General features: G+C 26.7%; 17 protein-coding genes and 2 riboswitches. All 17 genes read left to right on the top strand.

Going from position 1 to position 25,205, the window contains the following annotated elements:
• Positions 1 to 14: 14 nt before the first annotated feature.
• Positions 15 to 398: a type II secretion system protein gene (locus tag BN346_RS15655; protein ID WP_040329843.1), complete on the top strand. Its 384-nt coding sequence runs from the start codon at positions 15 to 17 to the stop codon at positions 396 to 398.
• A gap of 189 nt (positions 399 to 587) precedes the next feature.
• Positions 588 to 1,340 carry a prepilin peptidase gene (locus tag BN346_RS15650; RefSeq protein WP_242838443.1) on the top strand — a complete coding sequence of 251 codons (753 nt, stop codon included), beginning with the start codon at positions 588 to 590 and terminating at the stop codon, positions 1,338 to 1,340.
• Between the two features lie 399 nt (positions 1,341 to 1,739).
• Positions 1,740 to 2,894, top strand: a complete 1,155-nt coding sequence (gene pilM, locus BN346_RS15645; RefSeq protein WP_040329840.1) for a pilus assembly protein PilM — start codon at positions 1,740 to 1,742, stop codon at positions 2,892 to 2,894.
• A gap of 65 nt (positions 2,895 to 2,959) precedes the next feature.
• Entirely contained in the window at positions 2,960 to 3,496 is a 537-nt protein-coding gene (locus tag BN346_RS15640) for a PilN domain-containing protein (RefSeq protein ID WP_040329839.1), read from the top strand.
• Positions 3,497 to 3,500: 4 nt separating this feature from the next.
• Positions 3,501 to 4,208, top strand: a complete 708-nt coding sequence (pilO, locus tag BN346_RS15635) for a type 4a pilus biogenesis protein PilO (RefSeq protein WP_040329838.1) — start codon at positions 3,501 to 3,503, stop codon at positions 4,206 to 4,208.
• A 20-nt stretch (positions 4,209 to 4,228) separates the two neighbouring features.
• The gene (locus tag BN346_RS15630; protein ID WP_040329837.1) at positions 4,229 to 4,738 is read left to right on the top strand and encodes a type II secretion system protein; all 510 of its coding nucleotides are present in this window, start codon (positions 4,229 to 4,231) and stop codon (positions 4,736 to 4,738) included.
• Between the two features lie 5 nt (positions 4,739 to 4,743).
• Positions 4,744 to 5,667, top strand: a complete 924-nt coding sequence (locus BN346_RS15625) for a prepilin-type N-terminal cleavage/methylation domain-containing protein (RefSeq protein WP_040329836.1) — start codon at positions 4,744 to 4,746, stop codon at positions 5,665 to 5,667.
• A complete protein-coding gene (locus tag BN346_RS15620; RefSeq protein ID WP_040329835.1) occupies positions 5,667 to 7,310 on the top strand; it encodes a hypothetical protein in 1,644 nt (547 codons plus the stop codon). The genes BN346_RS15625 and BN346_RS15620 overlap by 1 nt, the downstream gene beginning before the upstream one ends.
• A gap of 118 nt (positions 7,311 to 7,428) precedes the next feature.
• A complete protein-coding gene (locus BN346_RS15615; protein WP_040329834.1) occupies positions 7,429 to 9,432 on the top strand; it encodes a methyl-accepting chemotaxis protein in 2,004 nt (667 codons plus the stop codon).
• Between the two features lie 80 nt (positions 9,433 to 9,512).
• Positions 9,513 to 9,615: riboswitch (purine riboswitch) on the top strand.
• Between the two features lie 291 nt (positions 9,616 to 9,906).
• Positions 9,907 to 11,361, top strand: a complete 1,455-nt coding sequence (gene guaB, locus BN346_RS15610) for an IMP dehydrogenase (RefSeq protein WP_040329833.1) — start codon at positions 9,907 to 9,909, stop codon at positions 11,359 to 11,361.
• A 221-nt stretch (positions 11,362 to 11,582) separates the two neighbouring features.
• Positions 11,583 to 13,112, top strand: coding sequence for a glutamine-hydrolyzing GMP synthase (gene guaA, locus BN346_RS15605; RefSeq protein ID WP_040329832.1), 1,530 nt, complete (start codon positions 11,583 to 11,585; stop codon positions 13,110 to 13,112).
• A 500-nt stretch (positions 13,113 to 13,612) separates the two neighbouring features.
• Complete coding sequence (locus BN346_RS15600) at positions 13,613 to 15,673, top strand: methyl-accepting chemotaxis protein (RefSeq protein ID WP_040329831.1); 2,061 nt, start codon at positions 13,613 to 13,615, stop codon at positions 15,671 to 15,673.
• A gap of 270 nt (positions 15,674 to 15,943) precedes the next feature.
• A riboswitch (cobalamin riboswitch) is annotated at positions 15,944 to 16,120 on the top strand.
• An 88-nt stretch (positions 16,121 to 16,208) separates the two neighbouring features.
• Entirely contained in the window at positions 16,209 to 17,255 is a 1,047-nt protein-coding gene (locus BN346_RS15595) for an ABC transporter substrate-binding protein (RefSeq protein ID WP_040329830.1), read from the top strand.
• A 9-nt stretch (positions 17,256 to 17,264) separates the two neighbouring features.
• Positions 17,265 to 18,359 carry a FecCD family ABC transporter permease gene (locus BN346_RS15590; protein WP_187372146.1) on the top strand — a complete coding sequence of 365 codons (1,095 nt, stop codon included), beginning with the start codon at positions 17,265 to 17,267 and terminating at the stop codon, positions 18,357 to 18,359.
• Positions 18,356 to 19,123, top strand: a complete 768-nt coding sequence (locus tag BN346_RS15585) for an ABC transporter ATP-binding protein (protein ID WP_040329829.1) — start codon at positions 18,356 to 18,358, stop codon at positions 19,121 to 19,123. The genes BN346_RS15590 and BN346_RS15585 overlap by 4 nt, the downstream gene beginning before the upstream one ends.
• A 1,359-nt stretch (positions 19,124 to 20,482) precedes the next feature.
• Positions 20,483 to 22,519 carry a methyl-accepting chemotaxis protein gene (locus BN346_RS15580; protein ID WP_040329828.1) on the top strand — a complete coding sequence of 679 codons (2,037 nt, stop codon included), beginning with the start codon at positions 20,483 to 20,485 and terminating at the stop codon, positions 22,517 to 22,519.
• Between the two features lie 336 nt (positions 22,520 to 22,855).
• On the top strand, positions 22,856 to 24,892 hold the full coding sequence (locus tag BN346_RS15575) for a methyl-accepting chemotaxis protein (RefSeq protein ID WP_040329827.1): 2,037 nt from the start codon (positions 22,856 to 22,858) through the stop codon (positions 24,890 to 24,892).
• Positions 24,893 to 25,205 lie beyond the last annotated feature (313 nt).

Here is a 25,205-nt window from a genome sequence, read left to right as displayed (position 1 = left end):
GAGGGTGATTTAATATGAAAGTAAAAAAAGCAAAAAAAGGTTTTACACTAATAGAACTTATATCAGTAGTAGCTATAATTTTAATATTGGCATTAATAGCATTACCTAGCTTAAGTGGATATAAAGAAAAAGCTAGAACATCACAAACAGTGGCTTCAGCTAAAATAGTTTTAAATGCAATAGAAACTTATAATGCAGAAGCAGCCGATAAAATTGACGAAAGCCAAGATGTAAAAGAATTATTAAAAACAGACAAATTGAACAATTATATTAAAAAAGGAGATAGAGAGAAGTTTTCAACACAATTAGGAGAAAATACAAATGTAGAGACACTAAGGAATTTCGTAGACACAAATGGAAAAGCAGGAGATATAGTAACAAAAACAAGTGTAAAATAAATAAAATATAAATATTATAGTAACCCCAAATAGGGGTTACTTATTTAAAATAATACATAATAAATGCTGATGAAGTGAAAAATACTATTACAAATTTTGTAATAAAATGGTATTATATAGACATATAAGCTATAATCATCAGTAGTTATTATGTATTATTAAATTACAGGAAAGTTTGAGGTGTGTTTAGTGATTGAGGTTGGTATATTTATTTTTGTTATAGGTCTTATAATGGGAAGTTTTTTAAATGTTTGTATATGTAGAATTCCAGAAGGACAGTCAATTTCATATCCACCTTCACATTGTAGCAATTGTAATACAAGATTAAAACCTTGGGATTTGGTTCCTGTTTTAAGTTATATATTTTTAAGAGGCAAATGTAGGTATTGTAAAAGTAGAGTATCAATTCAATATCCAGCAATGGAAGTTTTGACTGGAATAGTCTATTTATTAATTTATATGAGATATGGATTAACATCATATACTTTAAGATACATAATATTAGCATCATTTCTTATAGTTATAGCAATGATAGACTTTAAAACTACTGATATTTACGATGCTACAGTTATAATTCCAGCTGTTATAGGTATTGTATTCATGGTATATGATTATTTAAATCATTTTAATGTATCAAGTAGGATATTTGGCGTTATATTGGTACTTTTTATAATAGGTGCAATAATTTTAATAACAAAAGCCATGGGAACAGGTGATTTAGAAGTATATATGTTAATAGCACTCTATGTAGGTTTTAAAGGAACTATATTTGTAATATTAACTTCTATAATTATAGGTGGAATAGTTGGATTAATATTAATAGCAACAAAAAAGAAAACTAAAAAGGATTTTATACCCTTTGGACCGTATATAGTTATTGCGGGAATAATTTTTATGCTTTATGGAAATCAAATCTTAAATTGGTATTTAAGTCTTATATAGGAATATAAGTTTAAACTTTAAGTTATTTATGTTTAAATTGCTAATTTAAATGTTAAGTTTTAATATATATTTTAAAATTGACAATGGACAATTGACAGTGAACAGTGAATGTAAAAATTGGATTTCCAATTTTAAAGAATGATTTTTTATTAAATTTGCATAGCAAATTAGATTGAAAACAATATAAAAACGTAGTTTTTAGATATTTCTATTTTAAATATTAGGAATGAAATGAATAATATTAACCATAACTGTCAATTGTCAATTTTCAATTGTCAACTGCTTTCAAGTAGCAAACTAGGAGTTAAATTATAACTTAAAGTGGAAGTTTTTAACTGAGATTTCAGTGTTTGAAGTTTTAAGCATGGAGAGAAAATCAAAAAAAGGTGGTGTTTAAGTATGTCTGAGAAGCCTACGAAGAAAGAGAGTATTTGGAATAAAGACATAAAGGAACTGTTTAAAAAGAAAAAAAAGAAGGAAGATGAAATAAAAGATAAGGAAAATATAAATAAAGAAGAGAATGATAAAAAGAATAAGAAGAAAAAGAAAGTAAAAGAAAAGTTAAGGTTAGCAGTTGATATAGGTGAGGAGAGTATACATGTACTTGTTGGAACTAAACATAAAATAGTAGCTTATGATGAACTTTTTTTATCAGAAGGTGTTATTGAAAATGGTGATATTAATGATATTGAAGAAGTTAAAAATGAATTAGCTACTTATTTAAAAAGTTTGAGAAGGAAGCCTAAAGATGTATGCTTTGTTGTACATGGAGATGACATAATAACAAGATATATAGAGCTACCTATTTTAGGTGAAGAAGCATTAGAAACTGCAATAAGAATGGAGATAAAAAAAAGTTATCCAGATAAAGAAAGTTTATATTATTATAGTTATCAACTTGTTGAGGAAGTTGGTGAAGATGTAGCTATAAAGGGAAAATATATGATAGTTATGGCTAAAAAAGTTAAAATTGATAAATTTATAGATATTAGTGAAAAACTTAAGTTAAACATAAAATGTATAGATTTAAGTAGCAATTCATTAAAACGAGTACTATCAATATTAAATAAAGAAGAGAACTTAAATCATGTTGGTGCTATAAATATACAAGATACAGAAACTACATTTTGTATAATGAATAATGATATGCTTCAAATAGAAAAGAGAGTACATTTTGGAACTGCTAATATAAGAAAAGCATTAGAATTAAGTGAAGACGAATTAGATATCAAGCTAAAAAACATTAGTGTTAGTAATCAAGAAGATTATTTTAGTGAACAAGTGTTAGCTCTAATAAATACATTAACTACAGTGCTTAATAATGTAGCAAAGTTTTACTTTGGCGGTAGATCAGAAAATAATTTAAATAAGATATATATTGTAGGAAAATTAAATGAAATAAGAGGAATAGAAAAATATTTTGCTGAATATTTTGAAAGTGAAGTAATAAAAGTAGAGGAATTAAACTCTATAGTAGAAACAAAAACTCCAGATGATCTAGACCTTATAGAATATATAAATTGCTATGGGTTATTAATAAGAGAGTTAGAATAAAAAATATAATATAAGAAACTCGATATTCAATTTATTCGTTTAAATTAGGGGGAAGAGAGAGAAGAATGAAGGAGTTAAACTTAGTGCCTAAAGTGGTGCTATATAAACAAAATAAGAAAAAGAAAAATAAAAGAATTAATGCAATTATTATTACAATAGTAGTTGTATTAATTGGTGTAAATGCTTTTTATTATATTAGATATAGAATGCTTAGTGAGCAACTTATAACTTTAGAGAAAAGTTTATCAAACTATGAAGATATATTAACACAAGATGATGAAGTGCAAAGTGAAAGTGAAAAGATAGAAAAGTATTTAGATAAAGTTGATGGATTAACAGTTGAAGATGAAAAAAAATCTTCTGAGGTTATAGAAGATTTTCAAGACACTTTACCAAGAGATTTAGTTATATCAAGCTATACTTTTGAAAATAATATAATAAACATATCAGGAATAGGAAAAGATTATGATTCTATTATAGAATTTTGGGGCAATGTAGAAACATCTAATAAGTATGAAAAAATAACTGTTCCAAGTATAGCTAAAAATAGTAATAATAAATACTCATTTACGGCAGAAATAGAATTAAGGAGAGGTGAGTAATATTATGAAACCACTTAAAAAGAGTGAGAAAGTTTTACTTGGAGTATTGTGTGTACTTTTGATAGCCTTAATAGTAACAAGATTGAAAATATCAATATTTCCATATAGGAGTGAAGCTAAAAGGTTAGAACACAAAGTTGAGAATACACAAAAACGACTAAGGTATGCAAAAAAGGTAGAAAATAATATAGGTGAAAAAATTAGTAATTTAGATTCGCTAAAAAAACAGCTAGATAAAGCTGCAAAAAAAGTTCCTACAGAAGCTAGAACTCCAGAAATAGGTTATGATATAAAAAAATTAGCAAAAAAATTTGATTTAGAATTAAATGATATAAGTTTTGGAGAAGAAAATACAACATCTAAAGATGAAGTAAATGAAGTATCAAATCAAATAAAAGATGTAGCAGATAAGATAAATGAAACAACAAAAAATAATAGTGAGACAAAAGTTCAAGATGAAAGCGAAACAATAAGCAAAGTACCTGTAAGCTTTAACATTTTAGGTGACTATGGTGAAATACTTGATTTTGTAAAAGCATTAGAAGAGCAGGAGAGATTATGTAAAGTTAGAGGAATAGCATTGTCTAATGATAAGAAATATAACATTAGTATGACTGTAGACTTTTTCTTCAGTGAATTAGATTATGATAGTGAAAAAGCAAGCTATGAATTTAATGAAGGTGATTATGGAAAAGAAAATATGTTTAAATAAATGTATAGTTGGTGTTAGGTGTGAAGTATAAAAAATCAGGTTTTACGTTAATAGAAATTATAATATCACTAGCAATAGTTATGATAACTTTTACTGCAGTAACTAGTATTTATAATGCTGTTAATAAAAATGTAGTACTAGAAAAAAGAAGGCAACACACTTCTATGTATAATAATACAATAGTTCAATCTATTCAAAATAAAGGAATAGAGTATGTAAGAAATATTAAGGATAAGAATTTAATCTATATTTACTTTGATAATAATAATGAATTATTAAGTATTATAGATGATTTAGAAAATAAGGGTAAAAAATTGGAATTTAATATTAATGAAGATAAAGAAATTTTTGAAAAACTTAAAAGCAATAAAAATGAAAAAAATTATGGTGCATGTATAAAAATAAAAGAAAATAGGAAAAGTGAAAATAATTTTTTTGAAAGCTATACATTAAATATCATAGTTTGGGATTTAAATTTAGATTTTACTCAAAGTGGACAATCTATGTCAACGTTTGAAATAGGTAGGTAAGATTTATGAAAAAGAAAGGAATGACATTAGTAGAAGTTATTATAAGTATGTCATTGTTAGCCATATGTATTTTAATGTTTTCTCTAATATTAAGATCTAATATGAAATTATTTAATATTATTGGAGGAAAATATGAAGTTAATAATAGTGCTAAATTAGCATCAAATAATATTTTAAGTACCTTAAAATACTGTGATGAAATAATAACAAGGAATGATATATTAAATAATGATGAATATAAAAATTTAGATTTCACTAAAAATATACCGAACTCTAATATGGTATTTTACTTAGAAACAAGTTATTTAAGTGAAGTTGAAAAAAATAATGAAGAGAAGCAATTAAGATTTGTGTATGTTTTGAAAGATGATGAAAAATATAAAAATGTAAGAAATCTTTATAGATATCAACTTAAATCATTTGATAATAAAATTTTTGTATTAAATTCAAAAGCAAGAGTTATTAATGAATATGAGTTTTCTAATTACTTTAAATTAGGGGTAGATGGAAACATACAATATAAAAATAATCAAGCTATGGTCAATGACAATAAAGTTGTTGAAGTTTTAGGTGAGCTTGATAAAAAAGGAATAAATTCCATAAATCCAATTTTTAAACCTGTTATATTCAAGCCTCACATGAGTGAGGAAACAATGGTTATATATAAAGTTAATAATGGCAAAGAAGGCAGAGAAAGTTTTGAAATAGCAAAAGTAAAGGAACAATCATTAGAAATGTACAGCCAATATAATAAGCTTGAAGAAAGTTCTGTAGAAGAAATACTAATAGCTAATAATATAAAAAATGTAGAGATTAATATTAATAGTGGAGAAGCAAAAGTAGTGGTTACTGCAGGATGCAGAGAAAAAGATAAAGAAGTACAATTACTAAACAAAGTATCTATAGATAGATTTAGGAGGGATGAATAATGCGAAAAAAAAGTGGTTCAGCATTAATAACCTCGTTAATAACAGTTATGATTATAGTAGTATTGGCATCATCACTTTTATCTCTAAGTTTTTCAAGTTATAAAAATACAAAGCATATTGAGGAAAATAGAAGTTTAAAGCTTATAGCACAATCAGGAATTGAAAAGTCATATGTTGCTATGAAAAACTATATAGTTGATAAACCAGAAATATTATTAAATCCTAAGAGTTTTAATCCTTCAGCAATTGGGAAAAATGGAGTTTTAACTTTTGATGAAGAAGATGGAAATATAACAAATATAGTGAAACTAGAAAGTTCACATGATAAGGTTATAACTGATTTAGAAACTGGTAAAAAATATTATTATATAAAAGTTGAATCTATTGCTAAAAACAATGAAACAGAAGAAGAAACAAAAATCATTCAATATATAGATAGGGTGGAACTTTATAATCCTTATTTTTCAAGAATGTTTAATAGTGCATTTACAGCAATATCACCATTGAATGAAAATAAAAGTTGCATAAGAAAAGACACTGGTACAAGTATAAAAAAATTTGATAAAACTTTAAATTTATATAAACAAAATAATACACAGTTATCAGGTAATATATATATTCAAGATAGTGAAATAAAATTTAAACCTGAGTACAAAAAGAATGTAAATAATGGTCTAGATTCAAAAATAAAATTTTCAGATGTAGATTTATATTTAAAAGGAAAACAATTAGATATAGATGATAGTTATGAAGTTAGTGATTTAATTAATGGAATTGCATATGAAGATAATGGTAAAACAGAAGAAAATAGACTAGGCTTTACTCAAATAAATTTAAAAGAACTTTATAATCTAAAATTTGAAGAGGTATTAAAAAAAGGATATAGAGATTATGAGGGACCAAAAGTTTTAGGTAGCAGTGATATACAAGTTTTTGATACTGATTATGAATATGTGCCATATGTACCATTTAAAATTACAGATAAAAAAGATGATAATGCAAAGAAAAAAGAGTATTTAGATATAAAAAATCCATATGTACCTAAGGATTTTGTTAAAGTTGAAAAGGATGGTAAAAACTTATTAATAAAATATAGAGCTAAGACTGAGGGAAATCAAACTATTGATTTTAATAAGCTCATAAATGGTGGAGACGCAAAGGAACCGTATAAAAAATTTGCAGGAATAATTGATGACAATCCTAAGAATAACGATGGAATATATGAACATGCAGTAGAGGAACTTAAATCAATGGGATATAAAAAGAACTATATGGAAGCATATGGACAAATATATAAAATAATATTAATTGATGGAGATTTAATAATACCATCTAACAAAATAGAAAGCTTTATAAATTATGTTGTATATTGCACAGGAACAGTTACATTTGAGGGGGAAAGTTCCTTTTATAATTCATCAGTATTTGCTAAAGATATAATATTTAAAGGTGATGAAAAAACTTCATTTCAATTTAATGGAGTAAACAGTAGTGAATCTACAAAGCATATAGTTAACAATTTAAAATATAATGTTCAAGAATTTACACCAGAATTTAAAGGTATGATTCATAAGTTTTTAATACAGAGTTTAGAAGGATATGCAGAGGCACTTGAATTTAATGTTATAAAAACAGAAGAGTAGCTTTATGAGAATATGGAGTAAATATAAGTGTATAAAAAGAGGGAAACTGCTAATTTTAGTTTCCTTCTATTTTATGTTATATGAACAATTTAGAGTTTTATAAAGAGAGGGTAATGGTATGGGGAAAAAGACAATAAAAAAGCAAATGGTAAAGGGGATACTAGGAACTTTTATCATTATAATAATAGCTGTTATTGTAATGGTTAATTTAACTGCTAATAGAATATTAGGTGACAATACTAAAAATAACTTAGAGTCTATAACCAATCAAATAGGAGAAACCATAGAGGAAAAAAACAAATCAAATGTAAATATAATTAAGTTACTAAGTGAACTAAGTTTAATAAAGAATGATCAGGTAAAAGTAGAAGAAAAGTTAAATGGATTAGAAAAATTTAAAGAGGAGTATGGTATAGAATCCATATCAATAGTTGATAAAAATGGAATAATACATTCTAAAGATAAATTAGATGGGAAAAATGTAAAAAGTGATGACTTCTTTAAAGATGCTATTGAGGGAAACTTAAATATATCATCCACAGCGTACTTTGATGAATTGGGAAAATACATAGTAAATTATAGTAATCCCATTAAAAATGATAAAGGTATTGTAGGGGCTTTAATAATATCTCAAAATGCAGAAAGTATGTCAGAAGATCTTGCTAAAATAAAATATGTTAAAGATGGGAGTGTTAATATTATAAATAGAGATGGAGATATAATTTTAAGTAGTAATTTTGAAGTTGTAAAAAATGAACATAAGCAATTAACAGAAAAAATGAAGAAACTTGTATCATTGAAAAAAGAAGATGAAAATAGCAAAAGTGGTGGCGGAGAATATGAAATAGATGGTGAAAAATTATGCTTTGGATATTCTACTATAGATGGAACTGATGGGTGGACTATTTGTGTAAATAAAGGTTATGGTCAAATATTAAGAGGTTTAATTAATATGAGAAAAGTTCTATTAGTTATAACTTTAATTGCTATTATTTTAGGAACTAGTACAAGCCTTTATATTGCAAGACAATTTAATAATTATGTAAAGAGAGTAAAAGAAGAACTTGAAAGCATGGCAAGTAATGATTTTACTTTAAAAGAAAGAAAGTTTAAGAAAAGAGATGTAGTAGAAATAGAAGAAATATCTGCTGCTATAGATAACAGTAAAAAATCTGTTAGTAATATAATAAATACAATATCAGAAAGTTCTAATGTTATAAATAGACAAGCCAAGGGACTAAGTGAAGTATCCAATCAAATGTTAGAGGGTTCAGAAAATATAGCTTTATCAGTTCAAGAAGCAGCTAGAGGAAATGATTCTCAAAGTAGTGAACTAATAAGAGTTAATGAGACAATGAAAATATTTGAAGACAATATAATATCTATGAACAACGATGTAAATGTAATAGTATCAGGAAGTGAAAAAATAGAAATTCAAGTTGAAGAAAGCAATAAGGATATGATAGACTTAATGAATTCTATGCAAGACTTTAGCAGTAAATTTGATGAATTTAATACAGTTATAAATGAGGTAAATAGTAGAGTAAACTCAGTAATTGACATAACTACAGTTATAAATGAAATTGCAGAACAAACAAATTTATTAGCTTTAAATGCTGCAATTGAAGCAGCAAGAGCAGGGGACGCAGGTAGAGGATTTAGTGTTGTTGCCGAGGAAATAAGAAAACTTGCAGAACAAAGCAAAGAATCTGCAGTAGAGATAAAAAAAGTTATAGATGATGTACTTGGAGAAAGCAAAATTATGTATGATAGCACACAAGATATGAATAAAGATATGAATTCACAAAAAGAAAATGTAGATAAAGCTATAATATCATTTAAAAATATAGATAAGTTTATAGATGATATTATACCTAAAATGAAGAATATAAGTAATGTTTCTATAGATATAAGGAAGAAAAGTGAAGAAATTGGAAGTGATATAGAAAGTTCTACGGCAGTATCAGAAGAGATATCAGCAACAACAGAAGAAATATCAGCATCAACAGAGGAACTAAATAGTTCATGTGAAGAAGTTTCAGAAGCTGTTAAAATTTTGTTTGACCTGACTGAGAATTTGAAAGGTGAAATATCAAGGTTTGAAGTGGAAAAAATAAACTAATTAAAAAAAGTTTGAATTAGTTGTTGACAAACTATGAATTTTTAAATAGAATAATTGGTAATAGTTAAAGAAACACAAATAAAAAAACATAATAATTAACTCATATATACCTTGAATATGGCAAGGAGTATCTACCAGAAACCAATATGAAAATTTCTGACTATGAGTAAAATATGCTTTTAAATTGCAAAATATAAAGCTAATTTTACTTATATCCATATATAGTAAAATTAGCTATTTTTTCATATTTAAGTACTTTTTAGTAAAACTAGAAAGTACATACATAAAATCAATATAATAAAATGTTGAAAAGCACATAAATAAAATAATTTAAAATTATTTTAACTTTAAAAAGAAATGAACAATTTGAAAGTTATCAATTTATAAATGATTTTATAAAATTATTCATTTCAATTAAGTGTCGGTAATATATAAAGGGTTATTAAAAGTATTTAAAAAGGAGTGGAAGTATAAATGGCAATAATATTAAAACAAGCATACACATTTGATGATGTGTTATTAGTTCCAAATAAATCAGAGGTTTTACCAAAGGACGTTAGTTTGGCAACAAACCTTACAAAAACAATAAAATTAAACATTCCACTTATGAGTGCTGGAATGGATACTGTTACAGAAGCAAAAATGGCAATTGCAATGTCTAGAGAAGGCGGTATAGGTATTATACACAAAAATATGTCTATAGAAGAGCAAGCCTTAGAAGTAGAAACAGTAAAAAGACAAGAAAATGGAGTTATAACAAATCCATTCTTTTTATATCCAGAAAACACTTTAGAAGAAGCAGACAAAGTAATGGCAAGATATAGAATATCAGGAGTTCCAATAGTTAAAGAAGATAAAACATTAGTTGGTATAATAACAAATAGAGACATGCTATTTGAAAAAGATTTTTCAAGAAAAATAGAAGAAGTTATGACAAAAGAAAATTTAATAACTGCTAAAGAAAATACTACATTAGAAGAAGCAAAACAAATATTAAAAGATCATAAAATAGAAAAATTACCACTAGTTGATGATAACTTTAAATTAAAGGGATTAATAACTATAAAAGATATAGAGAAAGTTAGAATATTTCCAAATGCAGCTAAAGATGAAAAAGGAAGACTTTTATGCGGAGCAGCTGTTGGTGTAACAAAAGACATGATGGTAAGAGTAGATGCATTAGTTAAAGCTGAAGTTGATGTTATAACAATAGATACTGCTCATGGACATTCTAAAGGTGTTATAGATGCAGTTAAGGAAGTAAAGACTAAATATCCAAACCTTCAAGTAATTGCTGGTAATGTAGCTACAGCAGAAGCAACAAAAGAACTTATAGAAGCTGGAGCTGATTGTATAAAGGTTGGAATAGGACCAGGATCTATCTGTACAACTAGAGTTGTTGCAGGTGTTGGAGTTCCACAATTAACAGCAGTTATGGATTGTGCAGAAGCAGCTAATGAATATGGTGTTCCGGTTATTGCAGATGGTGGACTTAAATATTCAGGAGATATAGTTAAGGCACTAGCAGCTGGAGCTAAAGTTTGTATGATGGGTTCAATGTTTGCAGGTTGTGAAGAAGCTCCTGGAGATACTGAAATATATCAAGGAAGAAAATACAAAGTTTATAGAGGTATGGGATCTCTTGCAGCAATGGCAGCAGGAAGTAAAGATAGATACTTCCAAGAAGATAGTAAGAAATTAGTTCCAGAAGGTGTAGAAGGAAGATTACCATTCAAAGGAGCAGTTGTAGATACAATATTCCAATTAGTTGGAGGTATACGTTCAGGAATGGGTTATTTAGGATCAGCAACATTAACTCAATTATTTGAAACTGCTAGATTTGTAGTTCAAACTTCAAATGGATTAAAAGAAAGTCATCCACATGATATTTCAATTACCAAAGAAGCGCCAAATTATAGTGTGAATTAATAAATAAATTAGCAAATATGTTTATGGTTAGAATAAAAATTTTATCCCACATAAAGTCGTACATTCTAACCATAAATTTATAAATAAAGTAAATATCGAATTATTAAACTTTTAAAAAAGTTTATATTTGTATATAATATATATGGAATATGCTACATTAAATATTGCTAAGATATTTAATAAAGAGAATTCCCAATGGAATTAATGAAGGGAGTAATGTAATGAATAGAGAATTAGTATTAGTTGTAGATTTTGGTGGACAATATAATCAACTTATAGCTAGAAGAGTAAGAGAAAATAAAGTTTATTGTGAAATAATACCTTACAGTACTTCGGCAGAAGAGATAAAGGCTAAAAATCCAAAAGGAATAATATTCACTGGTGGACCCAATAGCGTTTATGGAGAAGGTGCCCCAAGAATAGATGAAAAAATATTTGAACTTAACATACCTATACTAGGAATATGCTACGGAGCACAGCTTATGGCACATACACTAGGAGGAAATGTTAAAACAGCAGATATTAGAGAGTATGGAAAAACAGATGTAAATCTTGAGACAAATAATGAATTATTTGTTGGAATAGAAGAAAAACAATGTTGGATGAGTCACACTGACTTCATAGAGAGAGCACCAGAAAGCTTTAAGGTAATAGGACATACATCACAATGTCCAGTAGCTGCAATGTGTAACGAAGAGAAAAATCTTTATGCAGTTCAGTTCCACCCAGAAGTAGAGCATACTCTATTTGGTGCAAAAATGTTAACAAACTTCCTTTATAATGTTTGTAACGTAAAGGGTGATTGGTCAATGTCATCTTTTGCAGAGCAAAAAATAAAAGAAATAAAAGAAAAAGTTGGGGATAAAAAAGTATTATGTGCATTATCAGGTGGTGTTGATTCATCTGTAGCAGCAGTACTTGTACATAAAGCAGTAGGCAAACAACTTACTTGTGTTTTTGTAGATCATGGTCTTTTAAGAAAAGATGAAGGTGATCAAGTTGAAGAAATCTTTAGAAAAGGTTTTGATATGAACTTAATAAGAGTTAATGCTCAAGACAGATTCTTAGGAAAACTTAAAGGTGTAAGTGACCCTGAAAGAAAGAGAAAAATAATTGGAGAAGAGTTTATAAGAGTATTTGAAGAAGAATCAAATAAACTTGGAGAAATAGATTTCTTAGTTCAAGGAACTATATATGCTGACGTTGTAGAAAGTGGAACAAACACATCAGCAACAATAAAAAGTCACCACAATGTTGGAGGACTACCAGAAGATGTTAAATTCGAACTTATAGAACCACTAAGAGAATTATTTAAAGATGAAGTTAGAGCTGTTGGAGAAGAGTTAGGAATTCCACATCATTTAGTGTGGAGACAACCATTCCCAGGACCAGGACTTGCAATAAGAGTTTTAGGTGAAGTAACAGAAGATAAATTACACATAGTAAGAGAAGCAGATGCAATATTTAGAGAAGAAGTTGCACTAAATGGATTGGAAGGTAAGATATGGCAATATTTTGCTTGTTTACCTAACATACAATCTGTAGGTGTTATGGGAGATGAAAGAACATACTGTCATACAATTGCTTTAAGAGCAGTAACATCATCAGATGGAATGACATCAGATTGGGCTAGAGTACCATATGATGTATTAGATAAGGTTTCAAGAAGAATTGTTAATGAAGTTAAAGGAGTAAACAGAATTGTTTATGATATAACTTCTAAACCACCATCAACTATAGAGTGGGAATAAAATAGTCATATCAAATTAGTGTATTAACTATTTTATGATATAAGAGAATAATTTAAAAATTAAATGGATAGTAATATTTGAAAGAGTCCTTATGATATGTTTAAATGATTAAATGTATTATAAGGGCTTTTATTTAGTTGAAATGTAGTTAAAAAAATATTCATATTACTTAATTATATTAAAAGAGATTATGTTTATAAGATTACTAATCAAATTTATGAATATTTTCAAGCAAACATGTAAATAATATAAAAGAAATAAGTTGAAAAATAAAAGAACTAACTCCTATTATTAAATATTTATAAAACTAATCCCTTAAGAAGCCTCGTGTATAAATACACGAGGCTTTTTAAAGTTCAAATATAAATTTTAACAATATTAAAAAAATACTAATAAAACTGGAATAATATTAATATTTTTAAAATACAGGTAAAAAATATTAAATAATTTGTAAAAAAATCGATAATTAAATTAATAAATAATAAGAAGTGAGGACGCTTATGGAAAAGATAAAGGTGAAATTAAAAAAGTGTAAATTATCTAGTGATGGGAAAGCAATAACTAAACAATCAATATCTAAAAAATTAGTAACTATATTTACATCAATAATAATGGTTATAAGTATAAGTATGGCATGGATTGCTATATCAATCTCTGATAAGTCACATATAAATATGGCTAATCAAGATTATGAAAAATTATTAGTTGGTGCTAGTAGTGTTGTTAGAGAAAAAATAAATAATAAACTTAATGTTTTACAAAATTTATCACTTGATGATGATTTAAAGGACAAAAATACAAGTAAACAACATAAAGTTGAGATATTAGAAAAGTATGCTGAAAAAAATAATTTCATAAGATTGGGAATTACAGATACTAATGGAGATTTGTTATTTTTAGACAGTAAGGTTGATATATCAAAAAGAGAATATTTTAAAGATGTATTAAACGGGGAAGCAAGTGCTAGTGATCCAATGAAAAGTGTGAATAAAGCAGATAATGGAGCAATGGTAATAGTATATGCTAGTCCAATAATGGAAGGTAATCAAGTTGTTGGAGCAATTGTTGGAGTTGCAGCTGCAAATGAGTATAGTGACATTGTAACACAAACTAATGTTGGAAAATCAGGAAGTATAACTATTTTTGATAAAAATGGAATTATTGTAGCTAATAAAGATGGTGAAGGTGTAGGAGAACCTGGAATTGTTAAAGGTTCAGCAGAAGAAGGTATGAAACTTGATGTAGAGATAGGTGAGAAAATCCTTGCTGGTGAACATGGATATGGAACATATAAAAATAGTAATAATAAGCAAATGTTTACTGTGTATGGTCCTATGGAAGGAACAACTTGGTATGTATCGTTGCAAATAGAAAAAGATGAAATTTTACATGGAATAAAGGTTATGAGAAATGCTATGGGAATAATAGCTATAATTTTCTTAATAACAGGAGTACTAATTGTATATAATCAAACAAAAAAAATGAGTGCTGTACTAAATAAAACAGTTTTACATTTAGATAATATAGCTGATGGAGATATGACTTTAAATTTTGATGAAAAAATATTAAAAAGACAAGATGAATTTGGCGATATGACAAGAGCTATGGAAAAAATGCAGAAGTCTATTAGTGGAATGATAGAAAATATAAATGGAAATACACTTAAAATAGAGAATCATGCATCAAATTTAGCACAGTTATCTAATGAGATGACAACATCATCTAATACTGTTGCAAATGCAATTCAAGATGTAGCTAAGGGAACAGATAATCAGTCAAATGATATAAATAACATAGTAGATGTACTTACTGAGTTCAATGAAAAAATAGAAGAAGTTATGACATCAACTAATGAAATTGGCGATGAAAGTAGAAAAATACATACTTTATCTAATGAAAGTAATGAAGAGATGGAAAGTGTATCAACTTCAGTTAAGAATGTAACTGTATCCTTTGAAGAATTAGTTGAAAAAGTGAACAATGTAGAAGGCAATGTTAATAAAATAAATGAAATTACAGTAATTATAAATGGAATAGCAGAGCAGACCAATTTATTAGCATTAAATGCAGCAATAGAAGCAGCAAGAGTTGGTGAAGCTGGAAAAGGATTTGCTGTAGTTGCTGATGAAATAAGAAAACTAGCAGAACAAAGTAAAATTTCAGCAGCAGATATAAATACATTACTTACTACGGTATTCAATGAAACAACTGCTATGGTTGGAATGACAGAAGTGGTTCAAGATGAAATAAAATCACAAGAAGAAATAATAAATAAAGCAATAGTATCTTTTGATAAAATAAATAATGCTGTAGAAGAAATGAAGCCTAAAATAGAAAAGAATATGGAAATAGGACAAGCAATCTTAGAAGATAAAGATGATATTATGGTTAAAATTCAAAATGCATCAGCTGTTTCAGAAGAAGTTTCAGCATCAGCTGAAGAAATTTCAGCTATAAGTGAAGAAATGGATGCATCTACTTCGGAAGTAGCTGAACATTCAAAAGTATTAGCAGAAATGACAAAAGAAATGAAAGCAGAAGTAGAAAGATTTAAGATTTAAACATTATATTTTGATTAACATTTCAGTTAGCAAAAGAGTGATTCCGAATTGGAATCACTCTTTTATATTATTTAAAATATAATATAAGTTATGGACAAGGATATAAGTTAAATTAAAAAAATTATGAGAATTCATTTATTAAATTATAATTTACTTAATTTGGAAAATGCGAAATTAGAAAGCTAAACTGATTGAAGGATTTAAATATAGAATATTATGTAGAAATATGAAGTAATATATTATATAATTAACGATGAATGAAAAATAATTGAATATGGATAGACTTGGTTTTGAAAAATTAAAAAGGAAGTTGAATGAGATTTTCACACAGGACCGCTACTGTAATTAGGGAATACTAATTTAATTAATCCACTGAAGTGAATTTGGGAAGGAAAATTAGTATAATGATCTATAAGTCAGGAGACTTGCCAAGATTCTATAATGATACTCTTCGGTACAGAGAGATATATCATTCCTTAGAGTGTCCTTATATCCGTTAAAATTATAGTATTTTTTTATATAACGGGAGGATAAAATGAATAGATTTAATCAAAAAAAATTAACAAAACTTATGGCATTAGTATTAAGTGCTACTATCACTTTAGGATTAGTAGGATGTGGTACTAACAATTCTAAAGACACATCAAATGCATCAAATACAAAAGTATCAGCTGAAAAAGAAGCTGATAAAAAATCAAATTATCCAGTAACTATTAAAAATTATAAATATAGCAAAGAGCCAGTAGAAATGACTTTTGAAAAAGCACCAGAAAAAGTTGTTGCAGTATATCAAAATTCTATTGAAACTTTATTAGCATTAGGCTTAGAAGATAAAATAGTAGCAGCAGCAGGACTTGATCATCCTGTAAAACCAGAATATGAAGAGGCTTTCAAAAAAATTAATTATTTAGAAGAATTTACTCCATCAAAAGAAAATATTGTTATGCAAAAACCTGATTTTATATTAGGATGGTATTCATTATTTGATGAAAAGAGATTAGGAGAAGTAGATTACTGGCAACAGAATGGAACGAATACATATATGTCCTTAAATAGTGGAGTTTTAGAAAAAAGCACTATGCAAAATGAAATTGATGATATATTAAATATTGGAAAAATATTTAATGTAGAAGACAGAGCTCAAAAATTAGTTGATGAAATAACTAATAAGGTAGAAGAAGTATCAAAATCAGTTAAAGATAAAGAAAAAGTTAAAACAATGGTAATTGAATTTGGAAAAGATAATATACGTGTTTATGGGGAAAATACGTTAGCTGGAGATATGATTAATAAGTTAGGTGCAGAACTTGTAAAAACAGAAGGTAAATCTATTGGAGCTGAAGACTTAATTTCTGCAAATCCAGATTGTATATTTGTAAGCTACATGGATAGAGGAGATGAAAATGTTCCAAAAGAAGCAGTAAATAAAATATTAGAAAATCCTGCATATGCAAGTTTAAGTGCAGTTAAAAATAAGAGAATTTATGCAATACCATTAGGTGATATGTATTCTAGTGGAATTAGAACTATAGATGGAATAAATGCTTTTGCTAAAGGATTATATCCTGACTTAGCAAAATAGGAGAAGTAAATGAGCAGAAAAACTTATGTAAGAGATAAGAAAAATGGCTTATTAAAAGGAACACCTATATATATAGGTGTTTCTATTATACTGTTAGTCATATTAATATTTTCAATTGGTTATGCAGTAACTTTAGGTTCTGCAAATATAAGTATAAAAGAAGTTTATAAGATAATATTTTATGAATTATTTCATATAGGAGATGGAAGTGTATTAGGTAGTGGACCTATACATGATGTTGTTTGGCTTATAAGGCTTCCAAGAATAATTTTAGCAGTTGCAGTTGGAATGGGACTTGCTGTAGTTGGTATAGTAATGCAAGCAGTTGTAAAAAATCCATTAGCAGATCCATATATACTTGGAATATCATCAGGAGCATCTCTTGGAGCAACTATGGCAGTGCTTTTAGGTGTAGGAACTACATTTGGTAGTAATGCTATAGGGATTTGTGGATTTATAGGAGCATTTTTGATATCAATATTAGTATTATTGTTATCTAACATTGGAGGCCCAACTAATTCTACAAAATTATTGTTAGGAGGGATGGCACTAAGTGCTGTTTGTAGTGCATTTTCTAATTTAATAGTATATATATCTAATAATGCAGAGGGTATGAAAACTATAACGTTTTGGCTTATGGGAAGTTTAGCAGGGGCAAAATGGAGTGACATAATATTTATTATACCTATAATATTAATAGGAACTATATTTTTTATAACACAAAGTAGAACTTTAAATTTAATGTTATTAGGTGATGAAGTATCTATAACGCTTGGAACAAATTTACATATATATAGACATGTTTATTTAATTATAACATCATTAATGATTGGAGTATTAGTTTATTCATCAGGAATGATAGGATTTGTAGGTTTAATTATTCCACACCTTGTTAGAATGATATTTGGAACTGATCATAAAAAAATAATTCCAATAGCAGCTATAGTAGGTGCAATATTTTTAACATGGGCAGATGTTTTATCAAGAATAATAGTTAAAGGAGCTGAAATACCAATAGGTATATTAATATCAGCCATAGGTGCTCCATGTTTTATTTGGTTAATGATAAAAAGAACTTATGGATTTGGAGGCAATAACCAATGAATATAAGAACAGAAGATATTAAAGTAAACATAGGAAGTTTAGATATTCTAAAAGGAATAGATATAAATGTTGATAACAAAGAGTTTGTTGGAATTATAGGGCCAAATGGAAGTGGTAAGTCAACATTTTTAAAATGTATATATAGAATATTAAAGCCAAGTAGCGGAATTGTGAAGTTAGATGATAAAAGCATAAAGGACTTAACAATAAAAGAAACTGCTAGAAAAATGGCTGTAGTTGCACAACATAATCACTATAATTTTGATTTTTCGGTAAAGGAAATCGTTCTTATGGGAAGATCACCACATAAAAAAGCTATGGAAAGAGATAATGAAGAAGATTATAAGATTATGGAAGACTCATTAAAAAGAGTAGATATGCTATCTTTTAAAGATAGGAGTTTTTCAACATTATCTGGTGGAGAACAACAAAGAATAATTCTTGCAAGAGCATTAGCACAAAAAACAGATTGTTTAATATTAGATGAACCAACAAATCATTTAGATATAAAATATCAACTTCAATTAATGTCTATTGTGAAAAGTTTAAATGTTGAAGTTATATCAGCAATTCATGATTTAAACATAGCAGCCATGTACTGTGATAAAATATATGTTTTAAAAAATGGTGAAGTAGTAGCATATGGAAATCCGAAGGAAATATTAACACCCAAGCTTATAAAAGAAGTTTATGAAGTTGATGCAATAGTTAATGAAAATAGTGAATATGGTACTATTAATATTATATATAAGCCAACTATATAAAATAAATAAACTTATAAAAAGATAGTTATTATATTATCTTTTTATAAGTTTTATTTTTTATCTATATTAGCTTAATTTATAAAAATTAAGGTATCAAACTATATAAGTAAAATATTTCATAAGTAAAATAAAAATGTATATTTACAATATTATTCCAGAACTTAAAGCAGCACTACCTAATAAAGCTGAAAGACCACACATAACTAAAGCTTCTAAGACGAATTTTGAAATCTTCTTTAAAATCATATATAACAACTCCTTTCTTAAATATCATACTTACATTTTATATAATAAATGTTTCAATTTGAAGACAATTTTTTAAAATTAAGCTATAATTATTTAAAATTATTTCCATATAAAAGGAAAAGTATACAAAATCAAAATATATTCCAAGATAATTTTGAAGATGAGATTAAATTTAAATATGAAATGAGAATAATGTTATTCCAAGAAACAGTAATTATTTAAAACGTTATTCATAAAAATTTCAAAGAAACTCTAATAAATTTGCTATTTTATTTCCAAGACTAAACGGCTATAAGTGAACTAAATTAAGAGCTATGTAATTAAATTTTAGTCTATTTTTCATAACTCTTCGTCAGTAATTCACATTAATAAAATGCCATTATTGATGCGAATTACTTCCTTGATTTATAAAAAATATACATTAAATTTTCAATTACATATTTCTAAATTTAGTTCACACGACGTCCTGTCTAGGCAGTCGCTGAACCCGTCCTTGGGTTCAGGTCTTGAAAATAAAAAACAAATTAATAAGATTTTCTAAATCAATTTTTAAAGAAATACTAATTTAAATAATCCCTGTTTCTTGATAAAAGAAAAAAGTTTTTCAATTGATAAATATATTATTTAAAATTTGAACTTGGAACCCTATATAGGGTTTCAAGCTGAAAAATACAATTATTTTTTCAGTTGGAATTCTAATTAATTTAATTGAAAATGGAAAGTTGAAAGTGAATGTAAAAATTGGATTTGTAATTTTAAAGAATGATTTTTTATATGTTTCTATTTTTAGAGATTAGAAACAAAGTGAGTAATATCAACAATAACTTTTCATTCTTCACTCTTACTTTTTAGTTGGTTTCAAATATAAAAATAGGAATATCATGTAATTTAAGTAGTATTTTTGATAAAAATGTTATTTTAAATTTGAACTTGGAACCCTATATAATAATTAATTAAAATAATAGTAAATCAATTGGCTGAAAAATATATAATAATATTAGGGAAATACTATTATATGTAAAAAAAAGGAATTACAATAATGAGGAACAAATTTAATAAGACAATATAAATTGTATTTGCTTATGTTTTTTTATGAAAATTGGAGTGAATATTATGAGAAAAACAAAAAGTGGAAATAAAAAAAATGGATATAAAAGTTCAATATCGAAACGTCTAATAATAAGTTTTACACTTATTATAGCAGTTATCAGTATAAGTTTAACTTCTTTAGTACTTGTTATATCTAAAAAAGCAATGATGGAATCTATAGGAGAAAACTATACTAAAATATTAAAATTATCTAGTGATATGGTAAATGAACAAATGATAAAGAAAATGAATACAATTGAAAATTTAGCTATGGATGAGGAAATTTCAGATTCCAAAATAGATAACAAATTTAAAGCTGAAATTTTACAAAAATATGCAAAGAATAATGGATTTATAAGAGTTGGAGTATCTGACTTGAATGGAAAGACAACGTTCAATGACTTTGAAGCTAATATTCAAAGTAGTGATTATTTAAAAAATGCACTTGATGGGAAAACTGTTATGAGTAATCCAATAGAAAATTTAAATTTGAAAGATAGTGAAAAATTAGTTGTAGTATATGCTACTCCTATTAAGGAAAATAATAAAATAATTGGAGCTATAATTGCTGTTACAGATACTAAAAAGTTATCAGATATAGCAAATTCAATAGAAATAGGTTCAACTGGAGAGATAATGATTTTTGATAATGATGGAAAACTTATAGCTCAAAATAATAAAAACAAATCAGAAATATTAATAAATAATATAAAAGAAGAAGCTAAAAAAAGTAATAACTATACAGAAATTTACAATAAGGTAATATCTAATGAAAATGGATATGTAAGAGCAAAAATTGATAATAATAAGGTTTTTGTAGCTTATGGACCTATAAAGAATACTGATTGGCATATGATAATTGGTATTGAAGAAGTTGAAATTTTAGCTAATATAGTTATGATGAGAAATATGATGGGTATACTTTTAATAAGTTTACTAGCGATAGGAGTTTTAACTATATTTGTACAAACTAAAAGAATGACTAATTCGTTAGTAAAAACAGAAAAACATTTGGATGTAATTGCAAATGGAGATATGACAAAAGAAGTTGATTTAGAAATATTAGAAAGAAGAGATGAACTAGGAAGCATAGGAAAATCATTGCAAGTGATGCAAAAATCTATTATAGAAATAGTAAGTGGTGTTAGAGGAGTAAGTATAGATGTAAATAAATACTCTGATAACTTAGCAAGCTTAGCTGAAGAAATGTCCTCATCAGCAGATACTGTTGCAGGATCAATTCAAGATGTAGCCAAAGGAACAGATGATCAATCAAGAGAAATAGTTCAAATAGTTGAGATATTGAATTATTTTAATGAACAATTAGAAGAAGTGAAAAATATTACTAATGATGTAGCAACTGAAAATCAAAATATATATTTAATGTCTAAAAATAGTAATTTAGATATGGAAAAAGTGGTTAAATCAGTTGAGAATGTAAAGCAATCATTTAGGAACTTAGAAGTTAAAGTAAATTTAGTAAGTGAAAATATAAATAAAATAGGAGTTATAACAAATGCAATAAATGATATAGCAGAGCAAACTAATTTATTAGCATTAAATGCAGCAATAGAAGCTGCAAGAGCTGGTGATGTTGGTAGAGGATTTGCAGTTGTAGCAGAGGAAATAAGAAAACTTGCTGAAGAATCAAAATCATCTTCTAAGAATATAACACTACTTTTAGATAAAATATCAAAAGGAACTATAGATATGGTTAAAACTACAGCAGTAGTAAAAGAAGAGGTAAGTATACAAATTGAAACAGTTGGTAATGCAATAAACTCATTTAGCGATATAAATAGTGCAGTTGAAAAAATGAAACCTAAGATAGAAAGAAATATTCAAGTTGAAATGGAGATACAAAAGGGAAAAGATGAAATAATAACAAGGATACAAAATGCTTCAGCTGTATCAGAGGAAGTTTCAGCATCAGCAGAGGAAATTGCAGCGATATCAGAAGAAATGAATGCATCATCTCAAAATGTAGCAGAATCAGCTAGAGAGCTTTTAAATATGATGAAAATATTAAAGGAAAATATAGAAAAATTTAAAATAGATTAATTAAAATGTTAGCCCTGTCAAATTTAGTTGACAGGGTTTTAAATTTGTTGTTTAATTATTATTAATTTAAATATAAGTAAAAAATATATATTTTATAGTAAAAAGTTAAAAATATAAAAATAACTAAAAATTATGAAAATAATATCGAATATTATAATAAGTATTATATAGTTGAATTTTAAAATATATGAAAACAATCTCATATTTAATCTTATTCACTTAATAAAATAAGGTTAAAGCTAAAATATAATGTTGATCAAAATTGATTTAAATTTTAAAATATATAAGTTTTTCAATGAAAAATTAAAAGAAATGGTTATAAAAAGGAGGCAAGTTATGAAGGGGAAAAAAGATAAGAATATAAAATTTAAAGTAAGGAAAAATTCAATATCAAGTAAACTAATTGCAACATTTACTGCAATAATAGTTGTCATAAGTCTAATATTGTCATTTATAGCTATTTATATATCAGATAAAGGTATGGTAACTATGGTAAATGAAGATTATCAAAAGATATTAAATAGTTCTAGTGATTTAGTTATAGAAAAAATACTTAATAAAATTACAATATTAGACAATCTATCTTTAGCCAAAGAAGTTACAGACCCTAAATTAACACCAGAAGAAAAGGTTAAACAACTAGAGAAATATTCAGATTCTAATGGATTTATGAGAATTGGAATAGCGGATGTTAATGGTAATCTAGTTTTTCCAGATAGTATAGTAAATATAAAAGATAGGGATTATTTTAAAATGGCATTAGAAGGAACATCTACAGCAAATGATCCAATAAAAAGTGTTAATGAAGTAGATAATGGTATTATGATTATTCCATATGCAAGTCCAATAGTGGAAAACAAAAAAGTTGTAGGAGTTATAGTTGGAATAGCATCATCAGATGAATTTAGTCATATTATAGAAAAGATACAAATAGGAAAAACAGGCAGGGTAGCTATGTATGATTCGAAAGGAACAACTATAGCTAGTGATGACAAAAATGAAGAAATTGGTGTAGCAAATTTATCAGATAAAACTGGTAAGTTTAGTTCAGAATATGAAGAAATAATACAAAAAATGTTAAATGGGAAAAGTGGATTTGGAAGATTTAAAGAAGATGGTAAGAAAAATATTATTGTTTATAAAATGATAGAAGATGCAGATTGGATAATGTCAATAAAAATAGAAGAGTCTGAAATATTAGCAGTAAGTAAAGTAATGAAAAATACAATGGTAATATCATTAGTTGTGTGTTTAGTAATAGCAATTATTTTGATATATAGACAAACTAGTAAAATGACTAAGGTTTTAGATGATAGTGTAGAACATTTGAAATATATATCTAAAGGCGACATGACAATAAAGTTAGAAAAAAACTTATTATCTAGAAAAGATGAATTTGGAGATATGTCTAGAGCTATGAATGAAATGCAATCATCGATTAGTGATATGATTAATAGGACTAAAGAAAGTACATTGGAGCTAGAAGAACAAGCAGTAGGACTTTCTCATTTATCTAGTGAGATGGCTAGTTCATCAGATACGGTAGCAAATTCAATTCAAGATGTTGCAAAAGGTACAGGTGAGCAGTCAGAAGATATAAATAATATAGTAGACATATTATCTGAGTTTAATAATCAAGTAGAAGAAGTTATGAACTCAACAAATGAAATTGGAGATGAAAGTAATAATATACATCTGTTATCAAAAGAAAGCAATGAGGAGATGGAAAGTGTATCAACTTCAGTTAAAAATGTAAATGTATCATTTAGTGAGTTAGTTGAAAAAGTAAATAATGTAGAAGGTAATGTTAATAAGATAAATGAAATTACAGTAATTATAAATGGAATAGCAGAGCAAACGAATTTATTAGCATTAAATGCAGCAATAGAAGCTGCAAGAGTTGGAGAGGCAGGAAAAGGATTTGCGGTAGTTGCAGATGAAATAAGAAAACTTGCAGAACAAAGTAAAGTTTCAGCAGCAGATATAAATACATTACTTACTACTGTATTCAATGAAACAACTGCTATGGTTGGAATGACAGAAGTGGTTCAAGAGGAAATAAAATCACAAGAAGAAATAATAAATAAAGCAATAACATCGTTTGATAAAATAAATAATGCAGTAGAAGGTATGAAACCTAAAATAGAAAAAAATATAAATATAGGACAAGCTATTTTACACGGAAAAGATGAAATTATGGATAGAATTCAGAGCGCGTCTTCTGTATCAGAAGAAGTTTCTGCATCTGCAGAAGAGATAGCAGCAATAAGTGAAGAAATGAATGCATCCACAGATGAGGTATCAGAACACTCTAAAATTCTTGCTAACATGACAAAGGGAATAAAGGAAGAATTAGATAGATTTAACGTGTAGGTCATAAAAGAAACTTTAAGTGAAATTTTTACTTAAAGTTTCTTTATTTATAGGAAAAGAAGTTGAAAAGTACAATTATTTTTGTTTAATTTGGGAATTCTAATTAATTTAATGGGAAGTTGAAAGTTGAAAATTGAAAATGAATGTAAAAATTAGATTTCCAATTTTAAAGAATGATTTTTTATTAAATTTGCAGAGCAAATTATTTGAAAACAATATAAAAACGTAGTTTTTAAGCATTTCTATTTTTAGATATTAGGAACAAAGTGAGTAATATCAACTATAAATTTTCACTTTTCACTCTTAACTCTTA

This window comes from Clostridium ihumii AP5 (assembly GCF_000612845.1).
GTDB lineage: Bacteria > Bacillota > Clostridia > Clostridiales > Clostridiaceae > Clostridium_J > Clostridium_J ihumii.
This window is presented reverse-complemented; position numbering and strand designations above follow the sequence as displayed.